Raw genomic sequence first — 12,348 nt, 5'->3', positions numbered from 1 at the left:
GCTGGGGAGAGGGGGAAAGGCGGAAATCTAGCGGCCCACGGCCTCCCTGAGCACCCGGCCGATGCGGGCGATGGCCAGGTTGGCGTCCTGCACGGAGGCTTCGGTCTGGGTGATGTAGATGGCGACGACGAGGGGGCTTCGCTTTGGAGGCCAGACCACGGCGAGGATGGAGCGCGAGCCGTGGCCGCCGGAGCCGGTCTTGTCCGCGATCCGCCAATCCGGCGGCAGGGCGGCCCGCAGCAGGCCGTCCGCCACCTGGTCGTGCAGCATCCAGTCCGTGAGCGCGGCGCGGGAGGAGGGCGCGAGCGCGTCGCCGAGCACGACCCGGGCAAGGCTCGCGGCGGCGGCCGCGGGTGTCGTCGTGTCGCGCGGGTCGCCCGGCGCGGCCTCGTTCAGCTCGGGCTCGGCGCGGTCGAGCCGGGTCACGCCGTCCCCGATGGAGCGCATGAAGGCCGTGACCGCGGCCGGGCCCCCGGCCGCATCCACGACCACGTTGCCCGCCGTGTTGTCGCTGTAGCTGACCGAGGCGCGGCAGACCTCTGACAGCGTCATGGTCTCCGGCGCGAGGTGCTTTTTCGTGATCGGCGAGTAGACCACCAGCATGGACTCGGTGATCGAGACGCGCCGGTCCGGCGCGAGGACTCCGGCGTCGACCCGCGCGAGCAGCGCCGCGCACGCGAAGACCTTGTGCGTGCTGTTCAGCGGGAAGCGCTCGTCGCCCCTGTACTGCCAGACGTCGCCGCCGTTCGTGTCGCTGACCGCCATGCCGATCCTGGCGTGCAGTGCCGCCTCCTCATTTTGCACGGCTTCGGCGAGCCGCGCGGTGTCCATGGTATCTGCGCTGGCAGTGCTCTCCAGGGCGAAGGCCCGTGCGGCGGGAAGCACGGCGCCGAGGCCGAGGCAGAGGCCGAGACAGAGGCAGGCGACGGCGAGACGCAGCAAAATGCGGATGCGCACGTGGAGCTCCTGGCGGTTGATAAGGGGATGGCCTCGGGGGACGTTCAGCAGGTCTCGGCGCGGACGGCGCCCTGCGCGTCGTGCGAGAGACGCACGCGCATCTCTCCGGCCTTCACCGCGGTGCCCGCGACCTGGATCGTCACCGGGCGCCCGTCCGCGCGGTGCACCACGACCTCGACCACGCCTTCTTTGCCCATGGCCACGCCCTGCCGACCGCAGTAGGCCGTCCGCGGCGCATCCGGCAGGATGCCGTAGCGGGAGAGGTAGGCGCCGCAGGGGCCGTTGCCGTTGCCCGTGACCGGATCCTCGTCGATCCCGGAGATCGGCGCGAACATCCGGCCGCTCGTCAGGCACGGGTCGTCCGGGCCGTTCATGGCGAAGACGAAATAGCCGTTGCACCCCGTCTTTCGGCTGACGGCCACGAGCGCCGCCATGTCCGGCGCCAGCGCGTCGAGCGTCCGTACCGAGCGGATGGGGACCATGACCTTGGAATGGCCGGTGGAGACCTCCTGCACGGGCAGGTCCGGGACGAGATCGTCCTCGCGAAGGCCGAGCGCCGCGAGGATCGCGGCCCTGGTCGGGGAGTCGTACGGGGGCGTGAAGGCGACGGCCCCCTGGGTCATGACGATCTTCTTCCTGCCGTTTGTGCCCGTGATGTCCACGGGCAGGATGCCCGCGCCGATCTTGGCCACCACCCGGCCGCTTTCGATGCCCAGGGCCTCGGAGCGCGCGAAGTGCGAGGCGATGGTCGCGTGTCCGCAGCTGGGCACCTCGGTCGTGGGCGTGAAGTAGCGCACCCGAAGCTCGTATTCGGCAGGCTGCGCCACGGGGAGCATGAACGCCGTCTCGGACACGTTCACCAGCGCGGCCACGGCCTGCATCTCCCGCGCATCCAGCCCCAAGGCGTCCAGCACCACCCCGGCGCGGTTCCCCTTGCCGGGCACGGCGGTGAAGGCGTCGACCAGCAGAACGGTGATTTCCTTATTCATGGCAGGCTTCTATCGCTTCGCCGAAAGACGCGCAAGCATGCACGTCGGCCGCTCTACGGGTGCCAGCGAAAGCACCCGAGCGGCTTGCTGCTGATCGGAGGTCGTTCCTTGTCGTGAAAGGAGGAGCTGAAAATGATCGAATTTTGACCCGCGTGTCCGCCATTTGCCGGATCTTCAGGGAAAAGTGATGCGCCTGGGGCAGGCTTTTGTGGTGTGGATAGCTCAGATTGGCTGCTAGGTGAAGTTGTGGATTCCGCGCATGAAGACGCTACAAACTCCGCGGTCAGCTCCTTCGTTCACAGAAGGTCTCGCAGAAGACGTCGGTCCGGGCCACGACTCCTGATCCCGCCGCTTGCAAGGCCGCCGGCCGAGCACCTTTGGGATGGACATGGAGTCCGGTTTTCAGCGCAGCTTCATCTCCGGCATAGTTGACAGCCATGAGGAAGCTCCAATCTGCTCCAAATCCGTATGGCCAAAGGCTTGCTAGTCATGAGGAATGGCGGTAAAATTACAACTCAATGTATTAAAACGCTGGATATCCAGTTGTGAAGATACGAAGTCGTCTAGAGCAGTCCGTTACAACGTGGGTATGTTGAAAACAATTTCGGAAGTCTTTTGGGCGATTCATTAGTGCACCCATATATCGGCAATATTTTGCTGTCCGCGACGAGCAGGCCTTTTTCGAAGATCGTCATCGCAAACGATGGCGACAGATGGTCATTGCATTGGGACGTAGTCTATCTAGAGAGGATCTTGTCCGCTGCCGGATTGAATCCGACCATCAGAAACTGGCCAGGAATTATTGGTCAAAAGATTTTTCATGTGAGTAGATATATTCTGCTCAAGCCGAAGTTGCATCTGCATGGCTTGAACAGGGTGACGCTTGCCTATTACCACGGATATCCTGGCACCGGATCCGAGATGTCCGACCGCTGTTATGCAGCTGTAAGACGATATCATCATAGAATATCGAGGATCCAGGTCACGCACGCGAGGATGCATGATTGTCTGCTCGAGACGGGCATGGCGGCTGATAAGATCCATCGCATATATATTGCTGTGGATACCTCGACTTTTACTCCGGCCACCTCGGAATCCCGCGATATGGCTCGGCGGTCCTTGGGGGTGCCTCGGGACGCCGTGGTCGTCGGCTCCTTCCAGAAGGACGGCGAGGGCTGGGGCGAGGGGAACGTCGCGAAGTCCATCAAGGGGCCGGACATCTTCGTCGAAACCATGCGCTGCCTGAAGGCCGACATACCCGAACTCCACGTGCTGCTGACCGGTCCGGCCCGCGGATATGTCAAGGCTGGCCTCGCCGCCGCTGAGATTCCCTTCACCCATGTCTATCTCCAGGACTACATGGAGCTTCCTGCCGTGTACCATGCCCTGGACGCTTATCTCGTCAGTTCGCGGGAGGAGGGGGGGCCAAAGGCGGTGCTCGAGAGCATGGCCTCCGGCATTCCGCTCGTGACCACGCCGGTGGGGCAGGCCACCGAACTCGTGCAGCACGGGCGAAACGGCCTGCTCGCCGAGGGATTTTCCCCGGAAGAATTGGCGGAGCTGTGCCGTAGCGCCTTGCTGGACGGTTCCCTGCGCGAGACGCTCGTGGCTGAAGGTCTGCATACTGCGCAGAACAATTCGTATGATAGTCAGGTGGAAGCCTGGAAGCACTTCTTTTCCGAGGATTGATGCATTCTTCGGGATCAGCGGCGCTTCGTGGGAACGGCCCGGAATATGTTCCGCCACGGTGCGACGGTCGTTTGACAAGGGTGAGGAAATTCCGTTCTTGTTGGGCCGCTGCGGCGAAGACCGTTCCAGGACAACCTGGGGGGAGCCCCGCTGCATCGTTTGTGTTGATTCCGGGAAGGGGGAACCGAAGGAAATGGATCCGCGCCAGCCGCTCGTCTCGGTCGTGATGAGCGTATACAACGGCGAGCGCCATCTGGCTGATTGCCTGCGCTCCGTGCTCGGGCAGAGTCTCGGGGAGTTTGAATTCCTCATCGTTGACGACGGCTCACGGGATGAGACCCGTTCCATCCTTGAGGAATTTGCCGCGCGTGATTCCCGCATCCGTATCATCCGTCAAGAGAACACCGGCCTGACCCGAGCGCTCAACACCGCCCTGGAGCTGGCTCGAGGCGAGTATGTGGCGCGCATCGACGCGGACGACGTCTGGCTGCCGGAAAAACTCGCGCTGCAGGTTGCGGCCTTCGAGGCCAATCCGCGGCTCGGCCTGCTGGGGACCGCCTACCGGACGATCGACGAAGCCGGGGAGCCTACACCGGACGATACGGTCCCGCTCCTCGTGGATGACGCGGCGATCCGGCGGGCCATGATCTGCTTCAATCCCTTTTCCCATTCCTCCGTCATGTTCCGGCGCAAGCTCGTGACAGTGTGCGGCTCGTACGACGAGCGCTTCGCCCTGGCCCAGGACTATGAGTGCTGGTTTCGTTTTCTGGAGCGGGCGGAGGGAGGGAACCTGCCCGACGTGCTGACCTGGCGCAGGGACTCGCCGGGCATGCTCTCGCGCAGTCGCGAGGCGCGCCAACGTCGCTACGCGCTGCGCGCGAAACTCCTGCACCTGCGCAGCTGGAAAGGATTCTGGCGGCCCGTGCGTTATCTTGTGAAGGATCTCGCTGTGGTCTGCCTGCCACCGCCGCTGCGCACCCGTGCCCGGCTGGCCGCGGCCGGACTGCGCGACCTGAAGACTTCCGGGGATTGATGCGCATGGGACTCCGGGTCCTGGAAATCACACTGAGCGCCGCCATCGGCGGCGGTCCGGAGCATGTGGATCAGCTTCTGCGGAATCTTCCCTCTGACGTGGAGACGCTCGTGGCCGCCCCCCGGGACTATCCCTACTGGGAGCGCTACGCGGCACGCGTGGGAGCGTCGAAGATGCTCCAGCTTCCGCACCGGAGGTTCCGCCCAGGGGCCCTGCTCGCGCTGGCCCGATTTGCCCGCGCGCGTCATGTCGACATCTTGCATTCTCACGGCAAGGGTGCCGGGCTCTATGGCCGCCTGGCCTCCCTGCTCACTGGCATCCCATGCGTGCATACCTTCCATGGTATCCACATCGGCGGCATGGGCCGAATCGGCCGGGCCGCCTACCTCCGGCTCGAAACCTTCCTGGGGCGCCGGACAGCGCGCTGCATCGCGGTTTCGCGGGGCGAGCGCGACCAGGCCCTGTCCCTGGGCTTCGCTCCCTCCTCGTCGCTTCGTCTGATCGAGAACGGCGTTGCCCTCTCCTCTTCTCCGCGCGAGGCGGTTTTTCCAGAGGCTCGGCCGTGCTCTGTAGTGCAGGCCACACGCTTCGACTATGCGAAGAACAGCGGGCTGCTCGTGGATGTCGCCCGCGCCTTGCGGGACTTCGGCCGCCTGGACGACTTCGTCTTCACGCTGCTCGGGGACGGGAATGGCAGGGAAGAGGTGCGGCAGGCCGCCGAGGCGGCTGGAGTGGCGCACCGTTTCGTTTTCAAGGGGATGGTCGAGGACGTGCGGCCGTTCCTGCGCGAAGCGTTCTGCTACCTGTCTACCTCACGCTGGGAGGGGCTGCCCCTGTCCGTCCTGGAATCCCTGGCCGAAGGGCTTCCCGTGGTGGCGAGCGACGTGGTCGGCAACAGGGACTGCGTCCGACCGGGCAAAGTCGGCTTCCTCTATCCCCTCGATTCGCCGCGCCAGGCGGCCGAGGCACTCCTGACGCTTCGGGACGCCCCGACCCTGTGGGTCGCGTTTTCCCGGAACGCGAGTCAGGAGTGCGCGCGCCTGTACGACGTCGCGCTCATGGCGGAAAAGATTCGGAGCGTCTATGAGGAGGTGCGCGCGGAGAGATGCCCCTGTTGACGGAGCATGGTCCGGCGTTGCGATTTAGGAAAGCTTCGCTCTTGCCCTGGCCAGGAAGACGCGGCTCGCAAACAGTGCTCGAGTGGTCCGGCCGACCCTCTTGAGGCGCTGTCCGCGCACGGCCTCAGGCACCGTTTCGAGCAGGAAGCGCGCATAGGCGTCCGCGATCTCCGCGAGCGGCGCGACCGCGATGCGGGCCCGGTACTCGGCCAGTCGGGCGGCAAGGTCGCCGAGCAGCTCGGGGATCTCCTCGTCGCGCGTGAACATTCTGCCGCCTTCTCCCACCAGCTCAGGGTTCGACGATCCTGCGAAAGCCAGGACAGGCAGGCCGCTGTGCAGCCCTTCGAGCAGGGCGTTGGAACAGCACTCGACCCTGGAGGGGAAGAAGAAGACGTGGTGGCGGCGCAGCTCTTCGCCGAGCTCCGAGTGCCCAAGGAGGGGGAGGCGTCTGATGTTCCTGAATTCGTGTCGCGCGTTCCCGATGAGGGTCACCTCGTAGCGCGCGAAATCGAGGTGTTCGTCCATCCAGACGAGGGAGGACAGTCCTTTCTGTGGGTTGACCGACCAGGCCGTGCTCACGATGCGCATCTTGCCGTCTTCGGCCGCAGGGATGAGGCCCCTGGCGGGGTGGAACAGGGCGGGATCCGGGGCGTTATGGATGACGGCCGTGAGCGGTCCTGTACGCAGTCCGTGGCGGGCGTTGCTCGCCCGGCTCCAGAGCGATTGGAAGATAGTGGCGTCGGCATAGTATTTGTTGACGAGATTGGCGATCGTATGCCGGGGATCGTGGCGGACGTTGTAGGCGCGGATGGGGCCGTCGATGCGGTGCGCGCACGGGGTGCGGGGGAATTCGCGGCGGAGCCTCGCCAGCTCGGCCACGGCATGATGGCTGTTGCACAGGAAGACATCCGCTGCGCCGGGCTCGCTGGCCAGCAGGCCGCGCCGCGCGAATTCGTCGTGCAGCACCTGCAGGAATTTCGCACCGCCGCCCCCTGTGGCGCGCAGGTCGGGAACGATGAAGTAAATGCCGCTCATGCGTCGTCCGTGTCCGTCCGCCGCGCCAGGGCGAGCGAACCGGTCGTGAAATCCGCAAGTTTCGGGAAGAGGCGGGCCGTGGGCTCGTCCAGACGCCACAGGAGACAGACGAGCGGGGCGAGCGCCAGTCCGGCACAGATCCGCCGCGTGCGACCGGGCTGAATGTCCGCGAGGTACTTGATGATGTTTGCCGCCACGCCGAAACCGTGCGCCTGAACGCACAACTGCTCGACTCGAAATCCGGCCCGGCCGAGCATCGTCCTGATCCCGGCGGGGGACCAGCGCCAGCAGTCGTAGGGACAGTCCTGGCGGTGGATGAACGGCATGCTGAAGATCAGGCTGCCGCCCGGGCGAAGCACGCGCAGCATCTCCCGCAGGGCTTGGGCAGGATCGGGGATGTATTCGGCGACCTCAAGGCAGAGGACGGTGTCGTAGCTCGCGTCCGCGAAGGGCAGTGCCTCGGCGTTGGCGCAGATGTGGGGGCTGCGGTGGGGGGAAATGTCGAGGTAATGCCAGAAGGCCGCCTCGCTCACCGGGGGCACGAAGGTGCCGCGTCGGCCACCGCGCCCCGCGCCGATCTCGAGCACCCGGCCCCGCATGTCCGCGCGTACGGACATGAGATCCCGGTCCAGATGCGCCCGCCGCACCGAAGTCTGCAGCCAGCGGGAAAATGCGTGCGCCCACTGCATCATGGCCTCGAATCCTCCCCGGGCCCACCACTCCTGTTTTCGGCCAGCCGCCGCACGGTCACGAAACGGGCCGGGCCGTTGTCGTCGAGCAGGCGCTCGACCCATGCCGTGCCCTCCCGGGCCACCTCCCGGTCATGAAATGCCAGCACGCCCCTGTTGCCGACGATATGGAGCCCTGCCTCGTCGCGTGGGGACGTGGCACACGAAACGTAACGCAGTCCATGACGAGCCGCCATGGGCAGGGTCTGCGGCAGGAAGGTGTTTCCCGGCGGCACGAAGGTCACGACTTCATCGCCCAGCCAGTCCTGAAGGATCCGTTGAGCCCGCGCGATGTGCTCCTCATGCTCGGCGAGGGGCAGGAGCGGAGTGAACTCACGGTGGAATTCCCTGTTGCCCCGCAGGAGCCGGGGCCGGAACAGCCGGTCCTTGAGGATGCAGTGCGTCAGACCGTGGTTGGCTATCTCCACCAGTCCGGCCCGGGCCCCCTCGCGCAGCCGCCTGGCCGCCTCGGGAAATTTTTCGGGGTAGGGGACCAGCCGCCCGTCGTCCTCCACCCAGCAGGCAGTCACCGCGACGGTGCAGCGTGCCTCCCGCAGTTCCAGAAGACGGAATATCCGGTCCCAGTCCGCCGCATCAAGCTCCCGGTATCGCCCCCAGGCGCGCAGGCCGGGAAGATACTTCGCGAAGAGCCAGTTGCCCGAGACGACCGGCTGTCCGGCCACGCGCAGCCGCCAGTTCGAGTAGACCTCGTTGCGCTTCGAGGCGGCTCCCACATCGTCCATGCGCAGGGCGAAGATTTTTTCCGTGCTCATGAGGACCGTCCTGGAAAAGAAGCCGAGATGCGGGCGCCGTCCTGGAGGGTGTCCCACGCCTTGGCGGGATTTCTCATGGTGGCCGGATTACCTTTTCCGTCCGATGCACAGTCCGATGGACTCCGCGGGACGGCTCATGTCTCCGTGCTCGATGCGCAGGGCGTTCTCGAGATACGCGAGCGTCTCGTCGCGCTCCGCCAAGCCGGCGGGCGTGTCGAGTTCCTCGGCGTCCGAAAGGATGTAGTCGAACGCGAACAGACCACCTTCGTTCAGATGGTCGAGCAGATGCTTCGCGACCGTCAGCGGCTTGTGCAGATGTTCGAAGACTGTCGTGATCACGATGGCGTCGAATTTTCCCATCCCCTCCAAGGGAGCGTCGAGCCTGTCCGGGGAGATGACGGGCATGCTTTCCACGGCCGCGTCGCCGGCGTAAGTGTACCTGGCGAAGTGGAAGGGAAAGTTCGGGATGTCCGTGAGCACCCACGAGGCTCGGACATGGCTGAAGCAGTCCCGCCAGTTGCGGTAGTACGGGGCGAGGGAACAGCCGTATTCCAGGACCCGCATGCCGGGCTTCAGCCTGCGCAGCAGGTGATGGCCGCGCAACGGCCGCACGGCTATGCCGTACACGTAAGAAAACGTCGAGAAGAGGTTGCGCGGGGTCTGCCAGTTCGCGACGTGGCGCCTGGCATCGCTCCATTCGAGGTCTCCGTGGTGCTGGAAACGGACACGGTAGGCATGGCGCAGGGCATGGAAGTCCGCCACGCAGAGCGGCCGAGCACCGAGACAGTGTTCCCAGTAAGCGTTGAATTCGTCGAACCAGCCACGCGCGAGTCCGGTCATGGCCGCTGCCTCGAGCCGCTTGCTCTTCTGCAGCAGGGCCGTGGTCCAGAAGCGGAGGAAGTTCGTCGCGGCGAGTCGGCGGCGGGATCGTTTCTGGACCGTCTGGAGCCAAGCGTCCTGGAGCGCGTACGCGGCCGGCAGGTCGATCCGGATATCCTCGTAGTCGTTGCCTCCCGGGAGCCTCGGGCATCTATCTCCCATCGCCGCCTCCCTTCTCGAGCAGCAGGCCGTACTGTCCGCCGAAGCGGGCATAACCGTCCGGAAGATTCTTGCGCGATACGGTCCAGGAGAGCAGGGCGAAACCCGTCTCCCTGGCGATCTTGCGCGCGAACGGAAGCGTCACGCGGAGGTTGGTCTCATTCACCTTGGCGGCGAGCTCCTTGTATCCCCCGCGCAGGGAAAGGCGCTCCATGGCCATGTCCGCCGCGAGGAGGAGCCTGGAAGAGCGGTTCGCGGACAGCCTGCAGTGCCGCCCGACGTAAAGCATCGCGAGGCCCCCGGGGCGCAGGACGCGGAATGTCTCGGCGAAATACCGCTTCATGATTTCTATGCGCTCGACGTGCTGGAGAACGATGAAGGAGTACACCGCATCGAACGACGCGTCCTCAAACGGGATGGAACTGCCGTCCGTGCGGCGGAGTTCGACCCCTGCCGCGCATCGCCGTGCGAGGATCTCCTTCACGCGGGGCAGCTGGTCGTGGATGTCCGTGCCGGCTGCCCGCCCGAAATAGCCTGCTGCCGCGCTCAGCAGACGGCCCCCGCCGCAGCCGATTTCCAGGACTCGCTGCGTGTGCGGTTCGCGCATGCGCGGCAGGAGATGACGCGCGACATGGTACGCGAAGTCCCACTTCGCCCGTACCATCGAGCTTTCCATGTCGGCATCGTTGTTGAACCACCCGAAGAAGTCGTCCTGCCCGGCCTCGGCCGCGCTCGCGATCTCCTCCCGGAAGCCGACGATGTGCCCCCGCGTCTCGATATCCTTGCCGATGCCCATCAGATCTGTCCTTCGCGCTGGCGACGTGGCGCAGCTGTCATCGCGTGAACTGCATGTCATACAGCTTCTTGAACGTCACGCTCTTCCTCAGGAGTTCGTCGCAGCTGCCGATGGCCTCGATGATGCCGCCCGTTACGACGACGATGCGGTCGGCCTTGAGGATCGTGGACAGGCGGTGCGCGATGACGATCGCCGTGTTGCCCTGGATGGACGACTCGAGCGCCTGCTGGACCTGGATCTCGGACTCCGAGTCGAGCGAGCTCGTGGCCTCGTCGAGGATCAGGATGTCTGGCCGCCCCGCGACGGCGCGCGCGATGCAGATGCGCTGCCGCTGCCCGCCGGACAGCATCACGCCGCGCTCTCCCACGACCGTGTCGTATCCCTCGGACAGCTCGGAAATGAAGCCGTGCGCGTTGGCGATCTTCGCGGCTCGCTCGACGTCCTCCCGCGACAGCCCCTCGCGGCCGTAGGTGATGTTTTCCTCGATGGAGCAGTTGAAGAGAAGGGGTTCCTGTGGAACCACGCCGAAGAGATCGCGATAACTCTTCTGCGTGAACTCCCTCACGTCCATCCCGTCGAGCAGCACGGCTCCCTTGCCCGGGTCCATGAAGCGCAGGAAAATGTCCGCGAGGGTGGATTTCCCTCCGCCGCTCGGGCCGACCAGGGCGACCATTTCGCCCTTGTGGATGGTCAGGGAGAAGTCTCGGATCACCGGAGTGGCCGTGTCGTAGCCGAATTCGACGTCTTGAAGCGCGAGCGTCTTTTCCAGATGAGGGGCGGTGCGGACCCCGTCCACGACGCGCGGCTTCACGCTCAGGAGCTCGAAGATGCGCTCCATGCTGGCCATCATGTTCTGCACCGTGGTGACGGTGCCGGCCATCTGGCCGAGCGGGGTCATCATCGCCTTGCCGACGAAGATGAAGAGCAGGAACGTCGCCGCATCCATGGTCTTGTTCTGCATTGCCACGGCCGCGATGACGAGGAAGGCTATCTCGAGGCCGTTGTTGAGCACTTCCCTGAATGGCGTCTCGATGTTCTTCCATTTGCCGAAGGCCATCTGGGCCGGAATGACCCGGTCGATCAGGCCGCGGATCCTTCTCTGCTCGACGTCTTCCGCGGTGAAGGACTTCACCACCCTGATCCCGACGATGATCTCGTGCAGCTTGGCCTTGAAGTCGCCGAGGATCGTGAACTGCTGGCGCAGGTTGCGGCGGATGCGGCCCATGAGGACCTTGGAGAGGAGATAGTGCATGCCGAAGGCGGCGAGACCGGCCGTCACGAGGGAGGGGCTGGCCCGGAAGAGCAGGGTGCCGTAGAACGCGATGAGCGGCGGAGCGACGAACAGGGGGATGACGAGTCCCTCGAAGCCGTAGGTCGCCGAGTTGACGTCGGTGTCGAGGCGCGAGATGAGCTCGCCCGCTCGCTGGTCGGCGAAGAAGCCCAGGGGCTGCCCGAGAATGTGGCGGAAGACGTCCAGCTGGATGTAGGCCGCAGTCGTCACGCGCAGGCGCAGGGCCAGCATGTAGCTGCCGAAGGCGCACAGCCCCTTGAACAGGGCGACCAGGATGTAGCCGGCACCCAGGAGCAGGATGCACCGCATGACGCTCATGTCGCCGCCGAGCAGGCGCAGGAGCGGTTTGCTGAGATCCTTCAGGCTGAACGAGCCGCCAGAGGAGACCGCGCCTGCGAAGGCCACCTTGCCCTTGACCGCCAGGTCGATGATCGGCGCGATGATCGCGGGCATCGCCGCGGAGGCGACCAGGACAAGAAAGTTGCACAGAAGCAGCCAGAGGAGAATCTTCCAGAGCGGGCGGGCGTACTTCCGGAACAGCCATGCGACACGCCCGAGGTCGGACGTTGGGTACCTCATGTTCATGTACGCTCTGAATTCCTGGTCTGGATAAGGTTCTGGACGAAGAGCCAGTCTGCCTTCATGGAAGCATCTCGACGGATCGGGCGGTGCGGCATGCCGATTCCAACACGGGAGACAGCTTGAACGGAAAGTGAACCCGCACGGACTGGTCTATTTGCCTGCGAGTAGTCTTTATTTCTGAATCTGTCAATCATGTTGCGGCGTTGGTATGAATGTCGATGTATGTTGCGGAGCCCAGTGCGGCCTGGTGCGTCAGCAGCGGCGCGCGCGAGACGTTCCGTCATGAAAACAGGAAAGCGGCGCGGCAGTCCGTAGCGGA

Annotated in this window: 10 protein-coding genes and 1 pseudogene; 3 read left to right on the top strand and 8 right to left on the bottom strand. The window is 65.0% G+C overall.

Translation table 11 applies throughout. The features are described from left to right. Positions 1–27 precede the first annotated feature (27 nt). Positions 28–843: pseudogene (gene bla / locus DSX2_RS16540) on the bottom strand (class A beta-lactamase); the annotation flags it as partial. Positions 844–1,001: 158 nt separating this feature from the next. Then, on the bottom strand, positions 1,002–1,946 hold the full coding sequence (locus DSX2_RS16535; RefSeq protein WP_020882144.1) for a PhzF family isomerase: 945 nt from the start codon (positions 1,944–1,946) through the stop codon (positions 1,002–1,004). 1,023 nt (positions 1,947–2,969) lie between these two features. On the opposite strand from DSX2_RS16535, the gene DSX2_RS16530 reads away from it, so the two are divergent. The 3 genes from DSX2_RS16530 (at position 2,970) to DSX2_RS16520 (ending at position 5,786) form a co-directional block, all read left to right on the top strand. Then, positions 2,970–3,635, top strand: coding sequence for a glycosyltransferase family 4 protein (locus tag DSX2_RS16530; RefSeq protein ID WP_201764424.1), 666 nt, complete (start codon positions 2,970–2,972; stop codon positions 3,633–3,635). Between the two features lie 193 nt (positions 3,636–3,828). Then, positions 3,829–4,668, top strand: a complete 840-nt coding sequence (locus DSX2_RS17825; RefSeq protein WP_020882142.1) for a glycosyltransferase — start codon at positions 3,829–3,831, stop codon at positions 4,666–4,668. A 5-nt stretch (positions 4,669–4,673) separates the two neighbouring features. Then, positions 4,674–5,786, top strand: coding sequence for a glycosyltransferase (locus DSX2_RS16520; protein ID WP_172640039.1), 1,113 nt, complete (start codon positions 4,674–4,676; stop codon positions 5,784–5,786). 24 nt (positions 5,787–5,810) lie between these two features. Here the strand turns inward: DSX2_RS16520 and DSX2_RS16515 are convergent, their stop codons facing one another. The 6 genes from DSX2_RS16515 to DSX2_RS16490 form a co-directional block, all read right to left on the bottom strand. After that, entirely contained in the window at positions 5,811–6,821 is a 1,011-nt protein-coding gene (locus tag DSX2_RS16515) for a glycosyltransferase (RefSeq protein ID WP_020882140.1), read from the bottom strand. Beyond that, positions 6,818–7,513 carry a class I SAM-dependent methyltransferase gene (locus DSX2_RS17820; protein ID WP_020882139.1) on the bottom strand — a complete coding sequence of 232 codons (696 nt, stop codon included), beginning with the start codon at positions 7,511–7,513 and terminating at the stop codon, positions 6,818–6,820. The genes DSX2_RS16515 and DSX2_RS17820 overlap by 4 nt, the downstream gene beginning before the upstream one ends. After that, positions 7,510–8,322: a polysaccharide deacetylase family protein gene (locus tag DSX2_RS16505; RefSeq protein ID WP_020882138.1), complete on the bottom strand. Its 813-nt coding sequence runs from the start codon at positions 8,320–8,322 to the stop codon at positions 7,510–7,512. The genes DSX2_RS17820 and DSX2_RS16505 overlap by 4 nt, the downstream gene beginning before the upstream one ends. A gap of 87 nt (positions 8,323–8,409) precedes the next feature. Then, positions 8,410–9,363 carry a methyltransferase domain-containing protein gene (locus DSX2_RS16500; protein WP_020882137.1) on the bottom strand — a complete coding sequence of 318 codons (954 nt, stop codon included), beginning with the start codon at positions 9,361–9,363 and terminating at the stop codon, positions 8,410–8,412. Then, the gene (locus tag DSX2_RS17815) at positions 9,353–10,156 is read right to left on the bottom strand and encodes a class I SAM-dependent methyltransferase (RefSeq protein WP_020882136.1); all 804 of its coding nucleotides are present in this window, start codon (positions 10,154–10,156) and stop codon (positions 9,353–9,355) included. The genes DSX2_RS16500 and DSX2_RS17815 overlap by 11 nt, the downstream gene beginning before the upstream one ends. Positions 10,157–10,193: 37 nt before the next feature. Then, positions 10,194–12,032 carry an ABC transporter ATP-binding protein gene (locus DSX2_RS16490; RefSeq protein ID WP_020882135.1) on the bottom strand — a complete coding sequence of 613 codons (1,839 nt, stop codon included), beginning with the start codon at positions 12,030–12,032 and terminating at the stop codon, positions 10,194–10,196. Between the last annotated feature and the right edge of the window lie 316 nt (positions 12,033–12,348).

It is taken from the genome of Desulfovibrio sp. X2, from assembly GCF_000422205.1.
GTDB lineage: Bacteria > Desulfobacterota > Desulfovibrionia > Desulfovibrionales > Desulfovibrionaceae > Alkalidesulfovibrio.
This window is presented reverse-complemented; position numbering and strand designations above follow the sequence as displayed.

Coding starts and splice junctions, on each gene's coding strand:
- DSX2_RS16535 (WP_020882144.1), bottom strand. CDS start 1,946: ATGAATAAGGAAATCACCGTTCTGCTGGTCGACGCCTTCACCGCCGTG.
- DSX2_RS16530 (WP_201764424.1), top strand. CDS start 2,970: ATGGCGGCTGATAAGATCCATCGCATATATATTGCTGTGGATACCTCG.
- DSX2_RS17825 (WP_020882142.1), top strand. CDS start 3,829: ATGGATCCGCGCCAGCCGCTCGTCTCGGTCGTGATGAGCGTATACAAC.
- DSX2_RS16520 (WP_172640039.1), top strand. CDS start 4,674: ATGGGACTCCGGGTCCTGGAAATCACACTGAGCGCCGCCATCGGCGGC.
- DSX2_RS16515 (WP_020882140.1), bottom strand. CDS start 6,821: ATGAGCGGCATTTACTTCATCGTTCCCGACCTGCGCGCCACAGGGGGC.
- DSX2_RS17820 (WP_020882139.1), bottom strand. CDS start 7,513: ATGATGCAGTGGGCGCACGCATTTTCCCGCTGGCTGCAGACTTCGGTG.
- DSX2_RS16505 (WP_020882138.1), bottom strand. CDS start 8,322: ATGAGCACGGAAAAAATCTTCGCCCTGCGCATGGACGATGTGGGAGCC.
- DSX2_RS16500 (WP_020882137.1), bottom strand. CDS start 9,363: ATGGGAGATAGATGCCCGAGGCTCCCGGGAGGCAACGACTACGAGGAT.
- DSX2_RS17815 (WP_020882136.1), bottom strand. CDS start 10,156: ATGGGCATCGGCAAGGATATCGAGACGCGGGGGCACATCGTCGGCTTC.
- DSX2_RS16490 (WP_020882135.1), bottom strand. CDS start 12,032: ATGAACATGAGGTACCCAACGTCCGACCTCGGGCGTGTCGCATGGCTG.